The organism is Paenibacillus amylolyticus (genome assembly GCF_036894225.1).
Lineage (GTDB): Bacteria > Bacillota > Bacilli > Paenibacillales > Paenibacillaceae > Paenibacillus > Paenibacillus amylolyticus.
On record NZ_CP145892.1, the window covers coordinates 3,103,043 to 3,128,089 of the forward strand.

Annotated in this window: 21 protein-coding genes; 15 read left to right on the plus strand and 6 right to left on the minus strand. The window is 44.0% G+C overall.

Translation table 11 applies throughout. The features are described from left to right. Positions 1-60 precede the first annotated feature (60 nt). The 3 genes from V6668_RS13930 to V6668_RS13940 all read left to right on the plus strand — a co-directional run bounded on the left by V6668_RS13930 (position 61) and on the right by V6668_RS13940 (position 3,157). The gene (locus V6668_RS13930) at positions 61-648 is read left to right on the plus strand and encodes a TetR/AcrR family transcriptional regulator (RefSeq protein ID WP_047842796.1); all 588 of its coding nucleotides are present in this window, start codon (positions 61-63) and stop codon (positions 646-648) included. Positions 649-716: 68 nt separating this feature from the next. Continuing rightward, a complete protein-coding gene (locus V6668_RS13935; protein ID WP_074096886.1) occupies positions 717-2,198 on the plus strand; it encodes a DHA2 family efflux MFS transporter permease subunit in 1,482 nt (493 codons plus the stop codon). A gap of 311 nt (positions 2,199-2,509) precedes the next feature. Further along, positions 2,510-3,157, plus strand: coding sequence for a hypothetical protein (locus V6668_RS13940; protein WP_338708721.1), 648 nt, complete (start codon positions 2,510-2,512; stop codon positions 3,155-3,157). Positions 3,158-3,244: 87 nt separating this feature from the next. Here the strand turns inward: V6668_RS13940 and V6668_RS13945 are convergent, their stop codons facing one another. Beyond that, positions 3,245-4,222: an alpha/beta hydrolase gene (locus V6668_RS13945; protein WP_338708722.1), complete on the minus strand. Its 978-nt coding sequence runs from the start codon at positions 4,220-4,222 to the stop codon at positions 3,245-3,247. Positions 4,223-4,648: 426 nt separating this feature from the next. Between V6668_RS13945 and V6668_RS13950 the strand changes: the two genes are divergently transcribed. Next, the gene (locus V6668_RS13950) at positions 4,649-5,626 is read left to right on the plus strand and encodes an MBL fold metallo-hydrolase (protein ID WP_338708723.1); all 978 of its coding nucleotides are present in this window, start codon (positions 4,649-4,651) and stop codon (positions 5,624-5,626) included. A gap of 53 nt (positions 5,627-5,679) precedes the next feature. Here V6668_RS13950 and V6668_RS13955 read toward each other — a convergent pair whose 3' ends face one another. Beyond that, positions 5,680-6,261, minus strand: a complete 582-nt coding sequence (locus tag V6668_RS13955) for a LysE family transporter (protein ID WP_338708724.1) — start codon at positions 6,259-6,261, stop codon at positions 5,680-5,682. Positions 6,262-6,391: 130 nt separating this feature from the next. Between V6668_RS13955 and V6668_RS13960 the strand changes: the two genes are divergently transcribed. Next, positions 6,392-6,946 carry a helix-turn-helix domain-containing protein gene (locus V6668_RS13960; RefSeq protein WP_036608360.1) on the plus strand — a complete coding sequence of 185 codons (555 nt, stop codon included), beginning with the start codon at positions 6,392-6,394 and terminating at the stop codon, positions 6,944-6,946. Positions 6,947-7,149: 203 nt separating this feature from the next. Here V6668_RS13960 and V6668_RS13965 read toward each other — a convergent pair whose 3' ends face one another. After that, complete coding sequence (locus V6668_RS13965) at positions 7,150-9,567, minus strand: family 43 glycosylhydrolase (protein WP_338708725.1); 2,418 nt, start codon at positions 9,565-9,567, stop codon at positions 7,150-7,152. Positions 9,568-9,952: 385 nt separating this feature from the next. Here V6668_RS13965 and V6668_RS13970 point away from each other — a divergent pair, with 385 nt between their 5' ends. Next, positions 9,953-13,693, plus strand: coding sequence for an alpha-L-arabinofuranosidase C-terminal domain-containing protein (locus V6668_RS13970; protein WP_338708726.1), 3,741 nt, complete (start codon positions 9,953-9,955; stop codon positions 13,691-13,693). Between the two features lie 125 nt (positions 13,694-13,818). Here V6668_RS13970 and V6668_RS13975 read toward each other — a convergent pair whose 3' ends face one another. Beyond that, positions 13,819-14,079: a hypothetical protein gene (locus tag V6668_RS13975; RefSeq protein ID WP_074094912.1), complete on the minus strand. Its 261-nt coding sequence runs from the start codon at positions 14,077-14,079 to the stop codon at positions 13,819-13,821. A gap of 206 nt (positions 14,080-14,285) precedes the next feature. Between V6668_RS13975 and V6668_RS13980 the strand changes: the two genes are divergently transcribed. The 5 genes from V6668_RS13980 (at position 14,286) to V6668_RS14000 (ending at position 19,882) form a co-directional block, all read left to right on the plus strand. After that, on the plus strand, positions 14,286-16,322 hold the full coding sequence (locus V6668_RS13980; RefSeq protein WP_422395259.1) for a catalase: 2,037 nt from the start codon (positions 14,286-14,288) through the stop codon (positions 16,320-16,322). Positions 16,323-16,409: 87 nt separating this feature from the next. Further along, positions 16,410-17,162: a TrmB family transcriptional regulator gene (locus tag V6668_RS13985; RefSeq protein WP_036670754.1), complete on the plus strand. Its 753-nt coding sequence runs from the start codon at positions 16,410-16,412 to the stop codon at positions 17,160-17,162. A 127-nt stretch (positions 17,163-17,289) separates the two neighbouring features. Further along, the gene (locus tag V6668_RS13990) at positions 17,290-18,453 is read left to right on the plus strand and encodes an MFS transporter (protein ID WP_036608348.1); all 1,164 of its coding nucleotides are present in this window, start codon (positions 17,290-17,292) and stop codon (positions 18,451-18,453) included. A gap of 221 nt (positions 18,454-18,674) precedes the next feature. Then, a complete protein-coding gene (locus V6668_RS13995; RefSeq protein ID WP_338708727.1) occupies positions 18,675-19,241 on the plus strand; it encodes a sugar O-acetyltransferase in 567 nt (188 codons plus the stop codon). 38 nt (positions 19,242-19,279) lie between these two features. Next, a complete protein-coding gene (locus V6668_RS14000) occupies positions 19,280-19,882 on the plus strand; it encodes a sugar O-acetyltransferase (RefSeq protein WP_338708946.1) in 603 nt (200 codons plus the stop codon). 185 nt (positions 19,883-20,067) lie between these two features. Here V6668_RS14000 and V6668_RS14005 read toward each other — a convergent pair whose 3' ends face one another. After that, positions 20,068-21,492 (minus strand): glycoside hydrolase family 1 protein, encoded by a 1,425-nt coding sequence (locus tag V6668_RS14005; RefSeq protein ID WP_338708728.1) that lies wholly within the window; start codon positions 21,490-21,492, stop codon positions 20,068-20,070. Positions 21,493-21,649: 157 nt separating this feature from the next. Here V6668_RS14005 and V6668_RS14010 point away from each other — a divergent pair, with 157 nt between their 5' ends. Further along, positions 21,650-22,618, plus strand: coding sequence for a LacI family DNA-binding transcriptional regulator (locus tag V6668_RS14010; protein ID WP_338708729.1), 969 nt, complete (start codon positions 21,650-21,652; stop codon positions 22,616-22,618). A gap of 204 nt (positions 22,619-22,822) precedes the next feature. Beyond that, on the plus strand, positions 22,823-23,116 hold the full coding sequence (locus V6668_RS14015) for a DUF3817 domain-containing protein (protein WP_338708730.1): 294 nt from the start codon (positions 22,823-22,825) through the stop codon (positions 23,114-23,116). A 79-nt stretch (positions 23,117-23,195) separates the two neighbouring features. On the opposite strand, the gene V6668_RS14020 is transcribed toward V6668_RS14015, so the two are convergent. Next, entirely contained in the window at positions 23,196-23,333 is a 138-nt protein-coding gene (locus tag V6668_RS14020; RefSeq protein WP_179086465.1) for a hypothetical protein, read from the minus strand. A gap of 118 nt (positions 23,334-23,451) precedes the next feature. Between V6668_RS14020 and V6668_RS14025 the strand changes: the two genes are divergently transcribed. Next, positions 23,452-23,793, plus strand: a complete 342-nt coding sequence (locus V6668_RS14025; protein ID WP_338708731.1) for a thioredoxin family protein — start codon at positions 23,452-23,454, stop codon at positions 23,791-23,793. A 183-nt stretch (positions 23,794-23,976) separates the two neighbouring features. Continuing rightward, positions 23,977-24,999 (plus strand): LacI family DNA-binding transcriptional regulator, encoded by a 1,023-nt coding sequence (locus tag V6668_RS14030; protein WP_017688676.1) that lies wholly within the window; start codon positions 23,977-23,979, stop codon positions 24,997-24,999. The last annotated feature ends 48 nt before the right edge of the window (positions 25,000-25,047 follow it).

Below are 25,047 nucleotides of genomic sequence, written 5' to 3' on the forward strand. Positions count from 1 at the left end.
TCTGAACGAGTCTAATTATATAGACCGATTGTTATAATTATTTGAAGGAAGTGGCTTTCGTTGAGTGAAAAGTCTAATGCTAGAGAGTCTATTGTCAGCACAGCAGCGAGACTGTTTTTTTCACAAGGATATCATGCGACCGGTCTGAATCAGATCATCAAAGAGAGTAGTACGCCGAAAGGGTCGTTGTATCATTATTTCCCGCAAGGCAAGGAAGAGCTCGCGCACGAGTGTATTCAAAAAGCCAATGAACATATCTTGCAGACATTTGAGAAAACATTTGCAGCCCACGACAATACGGGGGATGCCATTCAGAGATTTATTCATGATTTGGCTCATGAAACAGAAGCAGCCGGGTTTACCGGATTTCTGCCATTCAGCTTCTGGGCAGCTGTGGAGACATCGTGTATTAGTCAGCAGTTGCGTATTGCATGTCAGGGTGTGTTTGCAGATTGGCAGGATGTCATTAAGAAACATCTGATTCTGGATGGCGTTGGTGAAGAGAAGGCGCGGGAGACGGCACTTCTGATCATTTCTTTGATGGAGGGAGCACTGATTATCAGCCTGACGAATCAGGATAAACAGCCTCTGCTGACGGCTGCTGAGTATTTGTCGGTTGTGACGAAGAACGCCAAACAGATTCAATAATTTATACCAAGAGACAGAGAAAAAGAAAGTTTGATACGTTTGAGGAGGATGGGATCGTGGAGGTTTCCATGAAGGCTGGTTCTGCACAGAATCAACAAGAAACAAAGCAATACAAGGTATTTCCGATTTTGTTCGCAATGCTGCTGAGCGGCTTTATTGGTCTGTTTGGAGAAACGGCATTAAACGTGGCATTGACGCCACTTATGGCTCTACTGGAAGTAGGTCCTACAACGATTCAATGGTTAACTACAGGTTACTTGCTTGTGTTGGGAATCCTGGTACCGGTATCCGGTATGCTGTTGCAGTGGTTTACCACAAGACAGCTGTTTACAACATCTTTGATTTTCTCGATTGCAGGAACATTTGTTGCTGCACTTGCACCTAGCTTCGAAATTCTGTTGGTGGCACGGGTACTGCAGGCGATAGGTACAGCGCTATTGTTGCCACTGATGTTTAACACCATATTGGTTATTTTCCCGATTGAAAAACGTGGTGCTGCCATGGGATTGATTGGTTTGGTTATTATGTTTGCACCAGCAAGCGGTCCGAGTATCTCCGGTCTGATTCTGGCTAATCTGAGCTGGCATTGGATCTTCTGGATCTCCTTGCCGTTCTTCATTATCTCACTGGTATGCGGCTTGTTGTTCTTGCCAAATATTTCGAAATTGACCAAGCCCAAAATTGACGTACTGTCCATTATCCTTTCTACCCTTGGTTTTGGTGGTATCGTATACGGCTTCAGTAGTGCAGGGGGACATGGAGAAACTGGCGGAGGCTGGACGAGTCCGGTCGTTGTTGCCACTCTCGTTATTGGTGTGTTGTCCTTGCTGTTATTCAGTATCCGTCAGTTGAGAATGAAACAGCCAATGATGGATTTGCGAGCGTTCAAATATCCGATGTTTACGATTGGCTTGATCCTGATATTCATCTGTATGATGATGATGCTGTCATCCATGCTGATCCTGCCAATGTATCTGCAACAAGGTATGGCCGTTACAGCGTTAACTGCCGGACTGGTTCTATTGCCGGGTAGTCTGCTGAATGGTTTACTGTCTCCGGTCATGGGCCGACTGTTTGACAAGTTTGGTCCGAAGTGGCTTGTGATTATTGGTCTGGCTGTCGTAACGGTTGTACTCTTCATGTACACTGGAATTACACCTACAACAACACTGGCCAAAATTATTACGCTGCATGTGTTCATGATGGTCGGAATCTCGATGATTATGATGCCTGCACAGACGAATGGTCTGAACCAATTGCCACGTGAGTATTATCCTCACGGTACTGCCATCATGAATACATTGCAACAGGTATCCGGAGCGATCGGTACGGCTGTTGCGGTAAGTATACTGAGCGCAGGACAATCCCGCTTTTTGAGCGGAGTGGCGAATCCGGAAAGTCCAGAAAATCAACTGGCAGGTTTCACGTCAGGTGTACAGAATGCTTTTGTATTCGCATTAGTTCTGTCGATTATCGGTCTGATTACTTCACTCTTTGTGAAACGGGTCAAAGTAGGATCAACGCCAGGACAACAAGGTCCTATGCATTAATCCATTAACTAACAATAATAATTAGATATTGTATAAGAGCGGTGTGCCCCTAACTTTAAGGACGCATCGCTTTTTTGCGTAATTTATTCTATCTTTTTTGGTGTTGACGTGAAACGGGTTACAGCCTTTAGAGTAAAAATGTAGCCGGAATACGGCGGTTTAAAGAATGAATTTCAGAGCAAATACTTCATGTTACGGCAAAATTGTATATGTTCATACTAATATAAAAGGGTAATATAGAATGTAATAGTACAATTTTTAACCAATTCGAAAACGGTTTATATTTTATTTTTAATCAAGGAGACTTCATTATGATCATCATCAATCCCATTGGTAATAACATTGAAAAGATGCTGTTGCACTACGAAAAAAACGGCCATCTCACTCTACAGGCTTCGCTTATTAGTAATCGCTCGGTTGTATATAGATTGCAAGACTATTGTCTCAAGGTATATGCTTCACGTGCAAAATTGGATGGGGAGATAGAAAGTGAGGCACTTAGGGCATTGCAGAGTAATTCTTATGCACCTAAATTGTATGCGTATTCACCAGGGGAGTACACCCTGACAGAGTGGATTGAAGCATTCAAACTGAAAGAGTACCGTGTAACCTATGGACACTTTCCTCCCAACTTGATATACGATATGTTTACGACGGAACTTCAGCAGATTCATGCTGGATATTGGGACTGGGATGTCATCCGTTATGAGAATCTGCTCTGGACCAAGACAGGTGATGTGAAAAGAACGAACTTATGGTTGTGTGAGCCTGTGAACGCCAGACGTGAGAGCTTATATAACCAGGTCATTCGGAAAATTGATAACATCTACAATGGAGATCGTACCGAAATGGAGGGGATGGAACAGTACTTTTATCGTCACCAGTTGACTTCATTAGAGATCGAACAAGCTTTCAGCGATTTCAGGTCCCAACGGCCAAGACTGGCGATAGCACAATAAATCTCATACTTAAAACCCCAAAGATATTAGAGAATCTTTGGGGTTTCTTTTATGATATAACATAGCCTTACTTTAGCAGGGTGTACGTTACTTCTTCACCAGGGCCAATATCTCTTCCGCAACGAGGTCCGGGCGATATTGATGGATGTAATGATCGGTATCTTTAATGGTTACCTGTTTAGAATCATCTGACCAAGATTTGAATTCTAATTGTGATTTATCCCATTCGGGTTCACTTGCACCAAGGTAATCAGCCGTCAGTATGGTGAGTGGAAACGGTAAGGTTTGCTTGTGATCTACAACCACTTTGGCATTGGCAGCTATTTCACGTAATTCATCCAACGTGTTCACATTACCATAGTTGTGCAACAGCGCAGTTGTATCCATTTTTTTCAGATCATCGGGTACAAGTTTCAGTTCATTACGATTGGCATTAGAAGTTTCGACAACCATGTCAGATTGCATGGAGAGGCGGAATAGTCCGGTTTGGATACGGAATTTATTCGCAAAACCACCAATTGTGTCTGCCAAAGAGTCATCGTCATTCGAATAATATTCGGGGCTTCCGCCATCAATCATGACGATGCCCTTGACGAGATCCGGGTATTTTTGTGCGAAACGGATGGTTTCCAGCGAGCCGAGCGAATGTCCAACTAATACATAAGGTGGCTTCTGTCCAGATACCTGCAACAACTCGTGTAATTCTTCAGCTACGGTATCGACATCACGTTTCTTATCGGTCTGATCGCTATATCCATAGCCAAATCGGTCATATACAGCGAATTTTGTGTTGGGAGCAAGCTTTTCATATAATGGATAATAATCTACATAGGGATTAGCGGTCCCCCAGCCAGAGGCGAGTACGACTGTTACATCGCCTTCTCCACCAGTATATAGATGCATATTGTCTCCATGGACTTCGTACAACTTACCAGGGGGGACGAGTGTTTTGGCATCCTGCCTTAAACCCACTTGTTGGTAGATCACGCCTGTACCCAGAAGCAACAGAATTACCGCGAGGTCAAATATCAAAAACTTAACTAATCTTTTACGCCATTTCTTCATGTTCTCTCACATACTCTCCATGTATTTTCTCTATCATATATGCCCAATCTTATAGGAGAGAAAACAGAGTCTTAATTCTATCTTAATTGAGTTTATTTCCGATCATGGGGAATGGGCGTGTTCTAGTGAAAATTGTATATCAACGGCCAATGAATTAATATATAGCTACGATATAAGTTGAACTAAAGAATATTTACACTGCTCGCTCCGATGACAGAATAACCTTCCGATCGCTGTTATCCCCAGATTTTTTTGATTCACTTTTATAAAGGTGAAAATCTGGTGATAAAGGCGAACGCTCCGCTTCTTCAGGTTATTTCTGTCCTCTACGTTCTAGTGTTAATGTGTAGTTCAACTGATATAGTTGAATATATCTTAATCAAAAGTTGAACCTAGATTGATTATATAGAACAGAAGGTATGTATAATGACAAAATACGAAAATCAGCTCCCGACATCGGCAGGCATGAACTTCAAGTCCCTGATCAGTATATTGAGAGATTCAATGCGTGGCAATGTAGAGCGGAGGCCAGTGGGCGTAATGCCTATGGAGATATGTGAATCTGCTGAAACCTTCAGTGCATCCGATATTCCACAGGTTACATGGTTCGGACATTCGGCTTTTTTACTCGAAATTGAAGGGCACAGATTGCTCTTTGATCCGATGCTGGGCAATCGTCCATCCCCCGTATCCTGGGTGGGTACCAAACGATACAGCACCAATCTACCGATTCAACCGGAGGATTTCCCAACGCTGGATGCAATCATTATATCGCATGACCATTATGATCATCTGGATTATGACTCCATTCGCAGATTGAAGGATAAAACAAAGCGATTTATCGTACCGCTTGGGGTACGTCGTCGTCTGATTCAACTGGGTGTGCCTTCGGAACAGATTACCGAACATAACTGGTGGGATGAGTTATCGTTCAAAGGTTTAACATTCGCTTGCACGCCAGCAAGACATTTCTCTGGCAGAGGATTATTCGACCGTAATTCTACTTTATGGTGTTCGTGGGTTATCGCTGGACAACATACGAAGGTGTTCTTTAGTGGGGACAGCGGATACGGTCCTCATTTCAAGGAAATTGGCAGTAAATATGGTCCATTTGACCTGACCTTGATGGAGTGTGGGCAATATGACGAGCGTTGGTCCAACATTCACATGATGCCGGAAGAAACAGTGCAAGCACACTTGGATGTAGGGGGTAAGTTGCTTATTCCGATTCATTGGGCCGCATTTACGCTTGCCTATCATGCCTGGAATGAACCAGTCGAACGGATTACGAAGGCTGCACATGCTTTGAATGTTAAGATTGCAACTCCCAAAATCGGCGAGAAGGTTGTGCTTCATACGGAGGATTATCCTACACATCCATGGTGGAGACCGGAATTAGGATAAAAAAATAAAAGCGTTCAGCTCATTGAATGAGTGGACGCTTTTTCTATTACATTTTACATCAGGATTGATAGTGCACTGTAAATTAACAACATACCCATGACGATATTAACAGGACGCTCGTATCTTAATAAAAAGCTCTGGAATAACATGCCACCGAACGCCCAGGTCATATTGGCACTAATACCGATGAAGGTGAGCAGCAAGGAAAATACAATTAAATGAACATGGGACTGCCCAAGAGGCAGAACAAAAACGGATATGGCAGTAAGCCCATACAGAATGACTTTGGGATTGATGAATTGCAGGGTGAACCCAAATAGAAATGAATAATGATTAACCTTGTTTTCTTGCGAATCTGCAGGTTTACTTCGCATGATTTTGAGAGCCAGATAGAGCATATACACACACCCTAACACGTTCAATACGGGTGCGATCCTGGGAATATATTGATGAAGAATAAGGTTGAAATAACTGGACAGAAACAAAATAAGCAGGCAGCCGGTTGCAACTCCACTAATAAACGGAAGGGTCTTGAGGAACCCCTGATTTCTGGCATGCGTCATGGAAATGATGTTGTTGGGTCCGGGTGTAAATGAAGCGATGATTGCATAGGTCACTAAAGGTATAATGTTCATGGTTCCTCCACGTTTTCTTAGTTGTGTGATATAATGAACTCAAATGTACGTTATAGCGTACGATCTTTATTATTGTACAACATGTACGTTATATAGCACAACAAAATTATGAAATGAGGAGGATGGATTTTTGAAAAACATTAACAGTATTCTTGCTCAGAACCTGAAACAGCTTAGGGAACAAAGAAAACTCAGTCTGGACAAGGTCGCCGAAATGTCTGGTATTAGCAAGACCATGCTTGGTCAGATTGAACGTGGTGAATCCAATCCATCCATTGCAACCGTATGGAAGATTGCTAATGGCCTGAAAACTTCCTTTACTGCTTTGATTCACGAGCCGAAGTCAGATACAACCGTTGTAACGGGGGATGATATTCAAGTATTGATGGAGGATGAGGGAAGGGTTCGGATTTATCCGCATTTTCCTTTTGAAGAAGGACGCCGCTTTGAAATATATATGATGGAGATGGACCCCAAGTCTGAGTTGAAAGCTGAACCGCATATCGAAGGTACGGAAGAGTTTATTACGGTCTTTGAAGGTGAAGTTACGATTAGAGTAGGGGCGGAAGATTATACGGTGAGTTCAGGGGAGTCGATCCGTTTTGGAGCGGACAAGCCTCACGCCTACGTTAACTCCGGTGCTAAGACGAACAAATTCAACATGGTCATTCATTATTCGAAGTGAGATGCAAAGATCCATCTGTGAATGTAACGAACGATGAACGAATAAATGCATACATGAAAGGAATGACAATAAAGCAGCCTGATGTAATGAACTGCAACTCCCTCGTTAGTCGTGTCGTGTCTCACAAAGGGTTCAGTTCAAAACATTGGCTGCTTTATAGGTTTGTTCGCTATGGAGTCCAACGCCTATGATAGGACTCTAACTTATGGCTTTTCTTTAGCCTGACGCTGTATTTCCTTGGCTGTTAATGCTTTATCATACACTCTTACGTTATCCAGACTGCCTTTGTAGAACGGATCAGACGTATAACGACTCTTGCCTACATAAGCTTCCGTTACCTGCAGATCTTTCGGGTTAAAAGTAATCTCAGAGTTGCTTGCAACCGATGTACCATTCACATACAGAGTACCCACATCACCCTGAAGGGTTACAGCGACATGAACCCACTCTTTGGAAGGCAGCGGATTTGCTGCAATCAGGCTCTGATCCCGTCCCTCATTATGAATGGTGAATTGTAATGCCCCATTATGTTGGGAGGGAGTAAGGAACATATGCCTTGTCAAACCATTTCCAAAGTCGAAAATACGCTGCCAGGATCCGCCACCGTCCCAATTGACCCAGGCGCTAAACGTGAAATCCGTTGTATCTGTAATGAGTCCAGGTAACTGAATGTAACTGTCTGTCCCATTGAATGTAGCAGCCTGATTTTTGCCACTAGCAGCAGAACTGATCACGTTAAAGGCTTGTCCGTGATATCCGTTTTTACTGTAATCCTGTGCGACTTTGCCAATTTTCTTGTGTTCAAAAGTATACTCCCCGAGCAATGGGCTTACCGCTTGCTGTGGAATGATAACGTTAAACGTTTTGGAGCTTACCGCAGTTCCTTTACGAATCGTTGCGGTTAATTTCACTTTGGCATCTCCCTTACCGGCGCGAGGTCGCTGTACTACACCTGTAGTGGATAGAACCGAAGCATTGGAGCTTTTCCACGTAATCTCTGCATCACTTGTTCCCTTGGTAGGCAGAGATAGGTTGAAGAACACATGATCCGTACTGCTAATGCTCAGGTCCTTTTTCACCGCATCTACAATGTCCTGATCACTCCGTTCAACACTTTGACTTCCCCAGATGGCAATTCCGGAGGATGAGAGCGCGCTAAAGGTCAGAACCGTACTTTGAGATTCCGAATTCCATTCATGTGTGAAAACGCCTTTGTACTCAACGTTATTCGATGTGATCTGAACCTTGTTGTCTGCGCCAAGACTCCATGTTCCTGTCACGGTACCATGAATCTGCCCATCTGCCGTGAACTGAACGGTCTGGGATGGCTTGATGTCCGCCGTGATGTCCTTACCATGATTCACCCATTGGTACTGACCAGCGATCTCCTGAGTTGTCAGCTGCGTGGTAACTTCTCCCAAAGCCGCATAGCGATATGGAGAAACAACGGGCCAACCATCTGCATTCATATGCATCTCATGCACGCGAACTTCATGCTCTTCACCACGCCCTGGAAAGCGGGTATGGAAGATGAGAAATTGTTTGCCAGTCTCCGGATCAACATAAGCAGAGTTATGCCCTGGCGATACATAGCCGCTACCTAGGCCTGTGCCCGGATCACCGATCTGTCTCTCGAACAGGAAGTTCCCCATCAATTTGACTCCAAAAGGCTCAATAGAACGATCATCAAACAACGGTTTATCCTTGTCCGCTTTAACGTTGATCATATCGTTTCCTTCCGCATCGAGGAAAGGTCCATCCGGTGTTTGGGAGCGAGCAACACGAATGTTGTATCCTCCATCAGCACCTAGTCCACCGTAAGACAGGTACAGATAATAATAATCGGTTTCGGGACTGTAGAGCATATAAGGGGCTTCAATACGACTATGATTGCCTCCGGTCAGCTTTTTGCCATAACCTTGATTCGGCAGTGGTTTACCTGTCGTTGCATCCATCTCCAGAATAAAAATCCCTCCGGAATACGAGCCATACACCATCCATAACTTGCCGTTTTTATCATAAAAGACATCCGGATCAACCACATTGGGATGAATCGTTGCATCGTAAATGGTACCATCCTCACTAATCTGATCCCACATGCCGGATTTCAACAGAATGCCTTGATCCTTATAAGGGCCTTCGATATTGTCTGCGACAGCAATGCCGAGCGCTGATCGCGGAGAGTCCCCTTTACAAGCATTGTAGTACATATAAAATTTGCCGTCCGCCAATTGAATGACATCTGCTGCCCATAACGTATCTGTCTGCGCCCATTCCAGCGCTTCAGCGAATTCCTTGGTTACATTGGGGACAACAGGGTTGTTATCTGTAACGCCGGAGGCGACCAGATCCCAGTTCAAAAAGTCTTTGGACTTAGCCACTTGCAGATGTGAACCAAAAATATAAAACGTATCATCCACCTTAATGACAGAAGGGTCATGAACGGAAACATTTTTAAATGTTGGAGCAGGATTAGCGATAGGTGTGGTGGAACTCTGCGAGTTACCCACGGTTTCCCCTGAACCATTTGCGAACACCGAGACCGGTGCCAAAGTTGTTGCAGTAAGTAAAGTGGTGCTTAGTACAGAAATGTTAAGTACGCGAACCCAATAACGTTTCATACGTTTCCCCTTTCCTATTTCCCGGAATGAAAAATCAACCGATACTTGGCAACACACGATAAAAGGTTCGGCAGACCTCCTTTGAGTATTTCATTATATCAAGCGCTTTCATTTGTTATATTATCAATTGATTTATATGTTTGTAAACCATAAATCTAATGTTTATAAGAGTAAAATGAAAAATAAATAAGAGACGGGAAGAGCCGATAAAGGTCATTACATTCAAATAAACCAGTTGTCTTTCTCAAATTTAGGATTGAAATGGAGAGCGATGATGCGATATTATTACGTTTAAGAAATGTATTTAAATATTTATCAATCATTTTATATTAATACGAATTAAAAGCGTGAACCGACAATTCCCAACTACATAGGAGGTAAGAACATGAGCACATATCAAAATCAATTAATTGCACAATACACGTTTGAAGATACCGTTCAGATCGGGAAGGACAGCTCCGGTAAGGGCCATGATGGTATAGCCAAAGGCGAGATCCCGCCTGTGATATCCGAGTTGAAAGGCAGAACGGCGGTGACTTTCAACGGGGGAGCGAATGGAACTTCTTATCTGCAATTACCCTCGAATCTGCTTCGTGATGTAAGCGATAACACGGGAATCACGATTGCCACTTGGGTGTTTCTGGGCAAGGGGTCTAATGTGTGGGAACGCATTTTTGACTTTGGCAAAGGGGAGAAGGGGCCGTATTTGTTTCTGACACGTCAGCTCTTGGGAACGTTATATGCCGGCGATAATCTGGTTGTCCACCCAAGTGGAGGAGTTGCAAGTGGAGAATGGCTGCATATTGCGCTCTCCGTGGCAGGTAGCCAAGGGGGAACGTTGAGCAGTGCGGGTCCGATTGTATATGTGAATGGGGAGAAGGCGGCAGACGGTTCGATCAGTCAGACATCCAGTGGCAATTATGCCAAATTGCACGAATGGTTTGATTCGTTCACCGATCCTGAGAATTATAGCCAGAATTATATTGGACGTTCCCAGTATGCAGCGGATGTGGACTTTGCAGGTTCGTTATCCGACTTTCGGATCTATGGGGCAGCGCTCACCATGGATGAAGTCATTGAAGTGATGTGTGAATCACTGACAGATGAAGCGATTGTGAAGCTTGCGGCGGACAAGTACTTGTCCTTCCCCAACCGAATCATCACCAAGAATGTATCATTACCCGCAGACTTGCTGGGTGGTAAAGTGTCTGTTGAATGGAGCTCCAGTGCTCCAGAAGTTCTGTCTGAGAACGGAGAGGTTCAGGTGATCACATCAGCACAAGAGGTTACGCTCCGTGCGCTTCTGAACAGAGGTGATCGTAAGCTGAGCCGAAGCTTTGACGTGTCTGTTGTGCCAGCACATGTAGCTCCCTATACCGTCACCATCCATGGAGATCAGAAGGTGGCTGATATCAGTGAAGTCATGTATGGACTTTTTTACGAGGATATTAACAACGCGGCAGATGGCGGAATCTATGCAGAGCTTGTTCAGAATCGATCATTTGAATCTTTTGCATTTGATACGTACTCGCATGACTCTGGAGAGTGTGGTTGTTCGACAGGTCGAAATCGTGAGCCTTTGTTCGCCTGGTCAGGCGATACGGAGAAAATGCTCGTACAGCATACGGATGGACTAAACGTTCACTTTAACGTGGAAGACCCTGAAGTAAATGCTTATTATGTAACGGTTCAGGATGGGGCTACGATTTGGAATCGTGGATTCTCAGACTCCAACCAGCATTGTGCCATGTCCATCAAGCAGGGTGAATCATATGACTTTACCGTATGGGCAAAAGCAGAATTGGCAGGAACGATCACTGTTCAATTGCAGTATGGAAGTGACACTTCCATCAGTGATTCGGTAACACTGCATGTTGAAGGCGGGAACACATGGAAGAAATACGGTTTGTCTCTGATCGGAACGGAGACTGTACTTGGTCAACTGGCACTTACGTTTGCAGGTGACATCTCCATCGATATGGTGTCCCTAGTCCCTCAGAATGTATGGGGAGCTGATCCGACAGAAGAGGGAATATCGGCTACGGCACATGCTAACTACACAGGTAACCCGAACTATCGATTGAGAAAAGATCTAATCCAGGCACTCGCAGATCTGCATCCGAAGTTCCTGCGTTTTCCGGGAGGATGTATCTCGGAGGGATCTTTTATCTGGGATAACGTATATGACTGGAAGGATTCTGTGGGTCCGGTTGAGCTCCGCAAAGAGAATTATAATGTCTGGGGTTACATGATGACGATGGGGCTTGGTTATATGGAGTACTTCCAACTGGCGGAAGATCTGAATGCCGCTCCAGTTCCAGTCATGGCTTGCGGTGTGTTGTGTCAGGCACGCTCGGACTATGCTCACCCTGCGGGTGGCGCTTTAAGAGATTATTATATCCGCAACTTTACAGATCTGATTGACTTTGCGCTCAGTACAGACTTTGAACACAACGAATGGGCAGCGGTACGAAGCGAGATGGGACATCCTGAACCGTTTGATCTTCGTTATCTGGGCGTAGGAAATGAGAACTGGGGCACTGAATTTTTTGCCAACTTCGAAGTATTCAAACGTTCGATAGATGAGTACATGAAACAGAACTATCCTGATCATGAGCTGCACATTATCTCGACGGTTGGAGCTCAGGCGGATGATGATGCGTACCAAGAAGGATGGAAATTCCTCAGTGGGAACCTCACCGGGTCAGCTCAGGTTGCTTTTGCAGATGGTGCTGAGGTGATTGAGGAGACGGTAACCTGGTATGAGAATCAGGACAATTACATGGACACTATTGCAGATGAGCACTACTACCGATCCAATGAATATTTGCTGAATAACGTAGATCGCTACAACTACTATGACCGGGCTTATCTTGAAGACGGAAGTATCGATTGGAAAGAAACATCCAAAGTATTTGTGGGAGAATATGCTTCCACGGACAAAAACACGCTGGCAGGTGCGGTCGCAGAAGCTGCGATCATGACAGGATTTGAAAATAATGCAGACGTTGTTCGTTTGGCTGCCTATGCGCCATTGTTCAACAAAGTACTAACGGACGGTACTTACCGCTGGACGCCAGACTGCATCTGGTTTGATGATGAAACCGTGTGGTATACACCGAATTACTATGTACAGCAACTTTTTGCAAAATATGTAGGGGATCAGGTGCTTGAGACTTCATTCTCCACCTATAGCAAAGGCAAACCGTTGAATCTCATTCCTCGTGGAGGTATCGAGATTGCAACGGGTCATGCAGACATCGTGGTGAAACGAGTTACAGTGACGTCCAATGTGGATAGCAGTTTGATGTTTGATGAAGATTTCAGGGAACGTACAGAGCCTAGTGAGGCATGGAGACAGATTCCCGGATCGGAAGGATATGCGTTAACCGCAGGAAAAGGACTCATTTTGAAGGCACAATCAAGTGGATTGAATGGATTGTATCTGCTGAATGACGAATGGACCAACTACCAAGTTCACGTTGAGGCTGAAAGAATTTCAGGTGAGGATGGTTTTTACATCGGCGTGGGACTGACGGATATCTCGCCCGAGAACAAGGATGTCATTGAGTACGCAATCAGTTACGGGGGGAACGCAACAGGCGTGAAGGTGTACAAACAAGGGATTGAGGGTTATACACTGGGAGACTATTCATCCAGTTCGGCAGCAGGTAACCTGAGAGCGGCCAACTATGAACTACTCGAGAATGGAACCGATTATACAATTACGGTTAACTATGGTGGAGATACAGGAAAAAATCTGGTTTGCTCCTATACAGACGGACGTAATACCAGCAAGGTTCTGGATTACAAGCTGGAAGCATACAACCGGGAAGTATTCCACTCTGTTACGAAGGACGCAGGGCATGTGTATGTGAAACTGGTGAATGCAGATGGTGTAGATAAATCAACCCGGATTTGCCTTCAGGATCTGAAGGTGGATGCTTCAGCCAGACTGATCACACTTACTGGAGAGGATCATTTGGTGCATATTCCGAATGTGAATCAGAAGAATGATGAGAAAGTGGTTCCCCAAGAACAGGAGATTACACTGTCGGATACATCGGTGGTCGTTAACTTAACAGCTCATTCAGTGAATGTATTGGTGATGGATATTCTGAATTAAATTCATATCGTGAACAAGAGACCGCGTATATCGCGGTTTTTTGGCGTTCGAAATCTGTCCATTGATGATCAAAGAACGAAAAAATGGTGCTCTCCTAAAGGAAGGCACCATTTCTTTGGGTCTGATTATCTGCGTTTTAATAACAGAACGCCACTGATTGCTGACGTTTTATGGCGGTAGACCACTTTGAATCCAATATCATTGTCCAGCAAACAGTTCAGTGCATTGATTAGCCGTGCACCGGGAACCAGTGTGAATGTACATGGAGACGTATTGCCAATCACACGTACACTTTGGATTCTGCGCGCAGAACCAGGGACGAGGGGATTTCTTGACCAATAGATTAATACCAGATCCGGTTGCGGAACAGCATTGACACGAGCCATACTAATCATCTCTTTTCTATTAGATTCTTTATAGTAAATGACAATGTGATGTAGAAGGTGCTAGACAAAAGACGTCATGAGCAATAAATGGGGTTAACACCTTCCATTTATATCTAGTGCCTGTGGAATTCACAACAATTCATAGGTATAACAGATACTCATAAATGCATTTTCAATCCCATACATATATTCTGGAGGTGATTGGGATGAGCAAGGAACCTATGGATGAGAATAAAAAGATTGAGCAAAGAAACACCTTTCTTCGGGACAATAACGGGAAAGAGATGTCTTCCAACGAAGGGGTTAAAATATCAGATGACAGCAACTCGCTAAAAGCGGGGGATCGCGGACCCACGCTGCTTGAAGATTTTCTGATGCGTGAGAAATTGTCTCACTTTGACCGGGAACGCATTCCGGAGAGAGTTGTGCATGCTCGCGGATATGGAGCTTACGGTGAATTTGAGTTATATGAATCACTTGAAGAGTTAACGATGGCTCATTTTCTTCAGAATCCAGGAGTGAAAACACCGCTGTTTGTGCGTTTTTCCGAAGTTGCTGGTTCCAAAGGGGTTAACGAGACGAATCGGGATGTACGTGGGTTCGCCGTGAAGTTTTATACTGAGGAAGGCAATTTTGACTTGGTTGGCAACAATATACCTGTTTTTTTCATTCAGGACGGAGTTAAGTTCCCGGATTTGATTCATGCGGTAAAGCCGGAACCTAACAATGAAATTCCACAGGGCTCTACTGCACACGACACCTTCTGGGATTTCATTGCGAATAACCAGGAGTCGGCTGCTATGGTCATGTGGATTATGTCGGATCGCACGATACCACGGAGTTTTCGAATGATGCAGGGATTTGGAGTACATACCTTCCGACTGGTGAACAATGAAGGCAAATCCAGATTCGTGAAATTCCATTGGAGGCCCGTACTTGGCATGCATTCTTTTGTGTGGGATGAAGCTCAAAAGCTAGGAGGTGCTGATCCGGACTTTCATCGCAGGGATCTTTGGGAGAACATCAATGCGGGCAATTTTGCCGAGTTTGAACTCGGAATACAAGTTTTGGAGGAAGCGGATGAATTCAAGTTTGATTTTGATATTTTGGATGCAACGAAATTATGGCCTGAAGAAGACATTCCGGTGCGAATCATTGGCAAAATGACGATTAACCGCAATGTCGAAAATGTATTTGCTGAAACGGAACAAGTTGCTTTCCATCCAGGGAACATCGTACGTGGCATTGATTTTAGCAATGATCCGTTGCTTCAAGGGCGACTGTTTTCGTACACGGATACTCAATTGGCGAGGGTTGGCACAAATTATCAGGAACTGCCGATCAATCGTCCGATATGCCCTGTACATAACAACCAGAGAGATGGAGCCTCTCGCTATACCATTGATCAGGGGAGAGTCGCCTATCATGACAATTCGCTTGCCAATAACTCACCTTATACTGTGCCGGGAACAAAAGGGGGATTTGTGACATATCCTTCCCCAGTGCAAGGTCTTAAAGAACGGAAAACGGCACCCAGCTTCCTGGATCATTTCTCGCAAGCACGTCTATTCTGGAATAGCATGACAGGCTTGGAGAGAAGCCATATTATTCAAGCACTCACGTTTGAACTTGGGAAGGTAAAGGATGTTTCCATTCGTCAGCAGGTTGTCAATATGTTAGGTCATATCAGCACGGAGCTGGCGACTATTCTGGCCGTGGAACTCGGAGTCAATGTACCTAACGACCCTGAATCTCCAGTGACGAAGTCGTCACCTGCGCTCAGCATGGAAAATACGGTGTTTTCTCCCAAGACATTGCGTGTCGGAGTGATTGTTGGGGAAGGGTTCGATGGCCCGAGCACACAATACATTTTGGAAGAGCTTAAGGGAGCGGGACTTCAACCGGTCATTGTACATGAAAGACAGGGTGTGGTACGTGGAACAGGGAATGTGGAGCTCAAGGTGGACGACAGCTTTTTGACCGGCTCACCCTTGGTATATGATGGTCTGTTCATTGTTGGAGGACAGCAGGAAAACGATTATGTTCAGAAATACACCCGATCCTATGCGATCGAAACGTACAATCATTTCAAACCGATCGGTGCTACACCGACGGGTGCAGCGGTGATCCAGCCGGTCGGCATTATAGGCAAACCTGGCGTCATTGTGGAACAGCAGCCTGCGGCGTTTGCAGAGCAATTCATTCAAGCGATGACCCAGCAGCGCTTTTGGGATCGGACATAGCCACGTGGGATAAACTGGACATGGGAAGTTCATGCGTCTAAACTAGATAGACCAGACACACTAAGAAGGGATGCGCCGATCCAAACCATGTTGCAGAAATTCGGGTTTACACAATATGAAAGTCAGGTATACGAGGCTATATTTGCCCAGGATGAACCGCTTGATGCCACATCGATTGTAAATTACTCCAACGTTCCCAAAGCCAAAATCTATGAAGTGCTCAATCGCCTGATCGACAAGGGAACGGTGCTGACAACGATGGATGGGAAGAAAAAACTATATATGGCTGTGGATCTTCAGTCCATTATTCATAAGATTAAAGCTGATTTTGAGAAAGATATTGAGGAATTGAAGAGTTACAAAATCAAACGTACATTCACCGATGAACATATCTGGACGTTAAAAGATGAGTCTTCCATCGCATCGAATATCGAACAGCTTATCGAGGAAGCAGATTCATCGATTCTTTTTCTGGCCTGGAATGAGCGAATGGAGAAATATCGTGAACTGCTGGAGCAGAAGGAAAAGCAGGGCGTGTACGTTGAAGTGCTTGCCGTTGGGGGAATGGAGACATCCTTAAACCGGATATACTCGTTGATTCCATTGCTTGATGCGCCAGAACCTTCACAGCTGCTTATTGTGGATCATGCGTATTTGCTGTTTGCCGGTGTGGAGCACGATTCATGGCGAGCGATCAAGACGATGTCCAAACCGATTGTCAAAGCGATGACTGATTATTTCTACCATGATGTTGCCCTTACTCAGATTACCAAAAAATACGGTGACCAACTGTTACAGGATGCTGAAATCGAGAAACTGCTCACCAGGTTGATCTATTAAAACTATTCTCTCGGAGGATAGTTTTTTTGTTATATCTTTGTTTGAAAACAATCATGAAAATAACTATTGAAACTTTCATTCTTATGGGTTACTATCGTAGTTGTAACTTTTTGAGGAGGATTCAAAAATGAATAAGAAAGTATATGTGCTCGCTATCGCAGCATTTGTGGTCGGAACCGTTGAACTGATCTTGGGCGGAATTCTGGACCTGATTGCTACGGATCTTCATCTTTCCCTGGCCAAAGCGGGGTATTTAATCTCTATTTTCTCACTTGTCTATGCGTTGTCTGCACCGATTTTATTAAATATGACGGCCAGATTCGAGCGTAAAAAGGTATATATGTGTACGCTGTTTGTTTTTCTGATCAGTAATCTGATCTCTGCATTTAGTTCCAGTTTTTATATGCTGATGGCGGGCAGAGCGCTCGGAGCCGCCACGGGCTCACTTATTTTTGTGCTCTCCCTGACCCTTGCAGCTCGCATTGTGGAACCACAGTATAAAGGACGCGCCGTCGGCATCATTACCATGGGAGGTAGTGCATCACTTATCCTGGGTGTACCTCTTGGAATCTTTGTAGGTAACTTGGCAGGCTGGCGTGAGGTGTTTATGTTGATCGCTATTCTCACAGCAGTGGTTATGGTGGCCATCTGGATTGCGATGGATCGTGTGCAGCCTATTCCTGCTGTATCCCTGAAGAAACAGCTTACGGCTCTGTGGAATCCAAAAATGTTGGCAATCCATGCTACAACTTTGCTTGTGCTTGCGGGTCATTTGACTTTATATGCGTATTTCACGCCATTCTTGCAAGAAACGCTGGGTGCCAGTGCGACGATGGTCACCTTTATCTATATGATGTTTGGAATCGCCGCTGTTGCAGGTGGAGGCATCGGTGGCATGTTATCCGATCGTCTGCATCCTGCTAAAGCCATTATCATTGTGCTGATTCCCTTTATCGTGAGTATGGCTGTCATTCCGTTCAGTGTGGGATTGCCTTTGATCGCCTTCTTGTTATTGTTAAGCATCTGGAGTGCACTGAGCTGGACCGTTACGCCTGTGCAGAATAGTCTCATTATCAAAACTTCGCCGGAAACAGCCGAAACGCTAATCAGCACCAACTCAGGTATTGCCCATGCAGGTATTGCACTGGGTACCTATATCGGCGGCATGGTGATCGATCACTCATCGATTCTAAATACTGGATGGGTTGGTTCTGTTCTGATACTGCTTGGTTTGGTGTCTGCCATCTATGCCATTAGCGTTAAGGAAAAAACCGTTCAGGCGGTTGCTTAGAATAAAGAAATTGGACAAAAGCTTGAACCTCTGCATTCCCATAGTCTAATGGGTGTAGAGGTTTTTTTATTGTTGATACGCTAGGGTATGCGTCAGTGAAATTAACCATTTTCATATCGAGCAAAACTTGCTTTATTCATACTAATCTATATAATTAAAAGAGTTTTTAAAAGTATTACTTAATGTTTAATTACATGATGTGTATTGAGGGAGCGGTGATCATGACTACGAAGACGGAAAAACAAAAAATGCTGGATGGCGAGCTGTACATGGCTTCGGATCTTCAATTGTCTGAGGACAGAGAGTATGCAAGGAAAATGACGCGGACGTTCAATCAAACGACGGAAAAGGACGGTGAGCTTCGCACCAAGTTATTGAAAGAACTGTTGGGATCTACAGGTGAACACCTGGGCATGGAACCTAATATTCATGTGGATTATGGATATAACATTCATGTAGGCAATCATTTTTATAGCAATTTTAACTGTACGATATTAGATGTGTGTGAAGTGCGTATTGGAGACCATTGCTTAATGGGACCAGATGTACATATCTATACGGCTACTCATCCACTCCATCCGCATGAGCGCAATACGGGTGCAGAATATGGCAAGCCAGTCACGATTGGCAATAATGTATGGATTGGTGGCAGAGCCGTTATTAATCCGGGGGTTACCATTGGAGATAATGTGGTCATTGCTTCCGGGTCTGTGGTTACAAAGGATGTTCCGGATAATATGATTGTGGGCGGTAATCCTGCTAGAATTATTAGAGAGATTGAGCTTTAACTTATTTTAGATAGAAGATGGGAAGTGCTTACGAAATGATGACTGAAAAAGAGAAATCTCAATTAGGGCTCTTGTATAACGCCAATTATGATCAAGAGTTAATTGAAGAGCGTTTACATGCCAAAGGACTTTGTTACGATTATAACCAGCTTCATCCAGCCAAGATCAATGAAAGAGAAGCGTTAATCAAGAAACTGCTGGGGAAAACGACGGATCGTTTCCTGATTGAACAGCCATTTGTATGTGATTACGGCTATAATATTGAAATTGGTGAGAACTTCTATAGCAATCATAATATTGTCATGCTGGATGGAGGCAAAATCAGTTTTGGAGATAACGTTTTTGTTGCTCCCAATTGCGGATTTTATACAGCAGGTCACCCTTATGATGTTGAGCAGCGCAATGAAGGTCTGGAGATCGTTGGACCCATCACGGTGGGCAATAATGTGTGGATCGGTGGCGGTGTGACAGTTCTTGCCGGTGTGACGATTGGAGATAATACGATCATCGGCGCAGGGAGCGTAGTGACCAAAAGTATACCTTCTGGTGTGATTGCTGCGGGTAATCCTTGCAGGGTCCTTCGCAAGATAACGGAAGAAGACAAAACAAAGTACAGCAGGGACCTAGTGAATAACATCTAGTGAAGAATAAATAGTGAACAACGTGATAGTCGCTATTGAGAATGCCCGATGTGTATCATCGGGTGTTTCTTTTTTAAAAAAAATCCCAGACAGAAAACATGTCAAGGTATCGTATAACCGACACTTTTTCATGTGATATGTCTGGGGGATAGAAGAATGTATCTGTTACATTTGCTTAAAAAACCTTAACGCTGCAAACTTTTCCCGTTACTGCTGATCACTTCTTTGTACCAATGGAAGGATTTCTTGCGATAACGTTCGAGTGTTCCTGATCCATCGTCATGACGATCCACATAGATATAGCCATAACGTTTTTTCAACTGGGCAGAAGACGCACTGACAACATCAATACAACCCCATGATGTATAACCCATAACTTCAACGCCATCTTCAATAGCTTCACCAACCTGAACCAGATGATCATTCAGATACTGGATGCGGTAGTCATCTTCAACTGTTTTCTCGCCGTCCGCACCCGTGATCAATTCATCAACAGCACCAAGACCATTTTCTACAATAAACAGTGGTTTTTGATAACGGTCATAGAACATGTTAAGCACATAACGCAATCCTTGCGGGTCAATCTGCCATCCCCATTCACTTGCTGGCAGATAAGGGTTAGGTACACCCCCAAGCAGGTTACCTTCACCTGCGATTTGTTTCTCCGGGTCTGCTGTCTGACAGATACTCATGTAATAACTGAAAGAGATAAAGTCTACTGTATTCAGTAACATTTCTTCGTCGCCAGCTTCCATCTGAATCTCGATTCCATTTTCACGGAAGTAACGTTTCATATAACCAGGGTAGCGACCTCTTACGTGTACATCGCCGAAGAAATAGTTGCTATGTTCGAATTCCATGACTTTAATCATATCGTCTGGATTTGGTGTCAGCGGGTAGGTCGGCATACTGAGCATCATACAACCAATCTGTGCCGTAGGAATGATCTCATGACAGAGCTTCACAGCGGAAGCACTGGCTACAAACTCATGATGGATCGCTTGATACAGATCTTGCTTGCTAAGCTTCTCCTTAGGCGTGTAGATACCACCGCTCATGAAGGGTGCTTCAAGAATCGAATTGATTTCGTTAAAGGTAAGCCAGTATTTCACTTTATTCTTATAACGTTTAAATACGGCAGTTACATAACGCTCATAGAATCCAACCATTTTTCGGTTAACCCAGCCGTCGTATTCTTTGGACAAGTGAAGAGGTGTCTCATAGTGGGATAGCGTAACGAGTGGTTCGATCCCGTATTTGTGACACTCGTCAAACAGATCATCGTAGAATTGAAGACCTTCTTCATTTGGTTCCAGCTCGTCCCCTTTTGGGAAAATCCGGGACCAGGCGATGGAAGTACGGAATACCTTGAAGCCCATCTCGGCAAACAGTTTCACATCTTCCTTGTAGCGATGATACAGATCGATACCGATCAGTTTCATGTTATCTTCAGTGGGTTCTTCCGTGATTGGACCCATGATGCCTTTGGGAGCTACATCCTGAGTAGATAATCCTTTGCCGCCTTGATTGTATGCACCTTCAGCCTGGTTGGCTGCAATTGCGCCACCCCACAGGAAATTTTCCGGGAATTGATAAGTATGATTACTCATGTGTATCGCTCCATTCATCAAATTGATATTAAGATGATTCATGTATGACATAAAAAAAGCTTAAACGTTGTAACGGGTTACACGTCAAGTTTTACTTTTGACCCAGATTTGATGCATACTATTATTCTATAGTTCGTTAGCAAGAAGGGAGTCTCCGATGTCCAAGTTTGATGAAATTATGAAGCGGTCCGGTTACTCAAAAGCGACGGTGTCACGCGTGATTAATCATTCTCCGCATGTTAGTGATGAAGCAAGACAGATCATAACGGATATTATGAAACAGTTGAATTATATTCCCAACCGGAATGCGATATCGTTATCTACAGGGCAAACAAAGCAGATTGGAATTGTGACCTCTACCACAGGTGAGATCATTCTTACATTCATGAATCAATTCATTGATACAGCCATGGATTTTGGGTTTCAGACGATTATCTATACATCCCGTGGAGATCCGGAGATTGAATTGCAGGCTTTCGAAGATCTGCGCAGTAAACGAGTCGATGGGCTAGTTATTATTGCTTGTGTTAATGATCCTCGGAAATTAAAGGCGTATTTGGAATACGGTCCGATTGTCTCCTGGCAGCGAATGGGGAATGACGAGATTCCGTCTGTTGCTATGGATCAGGCAGAAGGGTATAAGTTAGCTCTGGAGCATCTGGTTTCGAGAGGATACACCCGAATTGCAAATGCATTTGGCAGGGCTGAAAGTTTGAATACCCAGAGCCGCCGTGAAGCCTATGAATCTTTCATGAAGAGCAGAGGGTTGCATGTGTGGACTGAAGCATATCAATATTCCGTATTTAGCTCCTCCGATGGCGAAGAAGCAATGCGAAGAATGGCTGAGGGGCCAGAACTTCCACAGGCCGTATTATGTTCAAATGATTATGCAGCCATCGGCATTCTTAGTGAAGCACGCAGACGGAATATTCAGGTACCGGAACAACTCGCCATTGTGGGGTTTGATGATATCGAGCTTTCCCGTGTTCTTGGAATCACGACCATACACAATCCGATTGCGGAGCAAGCTACCCAGGCTTTCCATCAATTGTGGGCCGTATTGGGTAAAATGGAGTTGCAGACCGAACAGCTGACATACCAGCTGATTGAGCGTGAGACGACTTGAATCCATAAGACTGATGTTGGAATCTGATTTTATGGATTCAATAATTATTCAAATTTGAAGCATCTTCAAATCGGAGTCATACGTTATACTGAATATGAGCTTCAGAACGACATATTTGTACAGAGATGTGGCGTGAGGTTTTTGTATCATGTTACAAGTTACATATTTCACAAACGATTAGCGGGAAAGGTGAGAATGGACTTTATGAAGACAGTGACAGGCCGATTCAGAATTGCGGGCATATGGGAGGGCGTATCCTTACTTCTGTTGATTTTTATTGCTATGCCTCTGAAATATTTTGCAGATATCTCTTCCGCTGTAGCCGTAATGGGCATGATTCATGGTATTTTATTTCCTTTGTATCTTATTGCACTAGTGCATTTGTCTCTGGTCAAAAAGTGGAAGATAACACGCTGGCTGATGGGTGGACTCGCCGGTCTACTGCCGTTTGGAACTTTTGTATTCGAATCTTATCTTCGGAAGAGAGATTGGAAATAAAAATCAATAAGAATAAATGAAAGCAGGCGACTAATTCAGATGTTATCCGAATTGTCGCCTATTACTTTCTGTACAAGTTCTACTTTACTGTACCTTGCTGACGATCGGACAATAAGCTGACTCCAATATCGCCTGAGGCATTCGACACAGGTGTATACGCCGAGAAGGAAGTAACAACAACCAGGGTAGTGAACAGAAATAAGAATGATTTTTTCATACCATAACCTCTTTCATATGGGGATATATTCCATTTGATTCTAACGCATATAGGCTATACTTGAAAAGAAAAAGTTTAAATGAGCAAGCTATTGAATGATCGAAAGGGTTGAGTTTCTATGAAAGATATTCATGAGTTAACATCCATAGAAATGGTTGAAGAAGTTATTCAACAACATGAATTGGTTTTTTTGTATGTATCTCGTCCAGAGTGCAGTGTATGTCACGCTTTACTCCCCAAGATTAGGGCGTTGCTTGAACCTTATCCATCGGTATACCTGGGTCACATTAATGCTAATGAAGTGGAAGAGGTTGCGTCCAAGTTTCTTATTTTTACCGTTCCAACAATGATCATGCTTGTGGAGCAGAAGGAATATATTCGAGCGGATCGTTTTGTTCGCTTGGAACGTCTGGAAGAGCAGCTGCAACAGATTTACTCCATGTATATCCAGGATGAGTAATAAGAAAGCTAAAGCTTCACGAACGGCGGCTCATACATGAGCCGTTTTTTGCGCCAGCAGTGGCGTATAGCTATGAATAAAGTGCATCATGCCTGAACTTACAAATTAAAGTGTTGCCATGAAAACGGTTTTATGATAATTTAAACATTATAAAAACGTTTTTATAGTAAAGGAACAAAACTTATGGCTAAGATAACGATTAAAGATGTAGCAAGGGAAGCGGGCGTATCCATATCTACTGTCTCCAACGCCTTGAATGGTGTGGATGTCTTGAACCCGGAGACAAAATCACATGTTCTTAAGGTGGCAGAGCGTTTAAATTATGTGCCCAATCTGAATGGCAAGCTGTTGAAGTCCGGTCAAACCAAAATGCTCGGTTTTTTCACCACAAGTGTATCAGGTCCGTATTTCTATAAGCTGGTCGAGTCGATGTCTCGCGAATGTGATCGTCTTGGGTACGGGCTGAATGTATTTGTGACCAAGGATAAACACGTTATTATGAGTAATATTCTGGGTCGGCGGGTGGATGGTGTCATTATCTACGAAGAGCTTCGGATCGATGAGCAAGATATTATCGCCATGGAGAAAGACAAGATCAAGGCGGTTTTTCTGGATCGGGTCTATCAGAGTGATACGATGGGAAGTGTCATTTTTGACTCGTATGTGGCTGCTTATGAAGCAACCAAGTATTTAATTGGGCTGGGGCACAAGAAAATTGCTTATATTTCGGGTGTGGACACGATGTTTGACAGTGTGCAGCGTAGAGACGGCTATTTGGCTGCCTTGCATGAATACCAGCTTCCAATCGATGAAGATTACATTATACAAGGGTATTTTGAGGAGGAGAGCACGTATAGTGCGATAAAATCTTTTCTTCATTTGCACCCCGGCAAGCGGCCTGATGCATTTCTTGCAGGGAATGACTTGAGTGCAATTGGCTGTATGCATGCGTTGAAGTCTGAGGGCTTTGAAGTGCCTCAAGATGTTAGTGTCGTGGGTTTTGACGATATTGATATCGCACAGTATTTTTCTCCACCGCTTACAACGGTAAGAAATCAAATTGCAAGACAGGGTATCCTGGCAATCAATCAACTGGTGGGTATGATTAAGGAGAAAGAACAAGGGGCTGCGCAAAAATTGGCGGGTGAGCTGGTGGTTAGAGGTTCAAGCCATGTGAAGATCGACCGGAAAGACTACCGTACATAAGTTGACTCAGCTTCTTCTCCGGTCTTTTTTTACATAAATATAAACAAA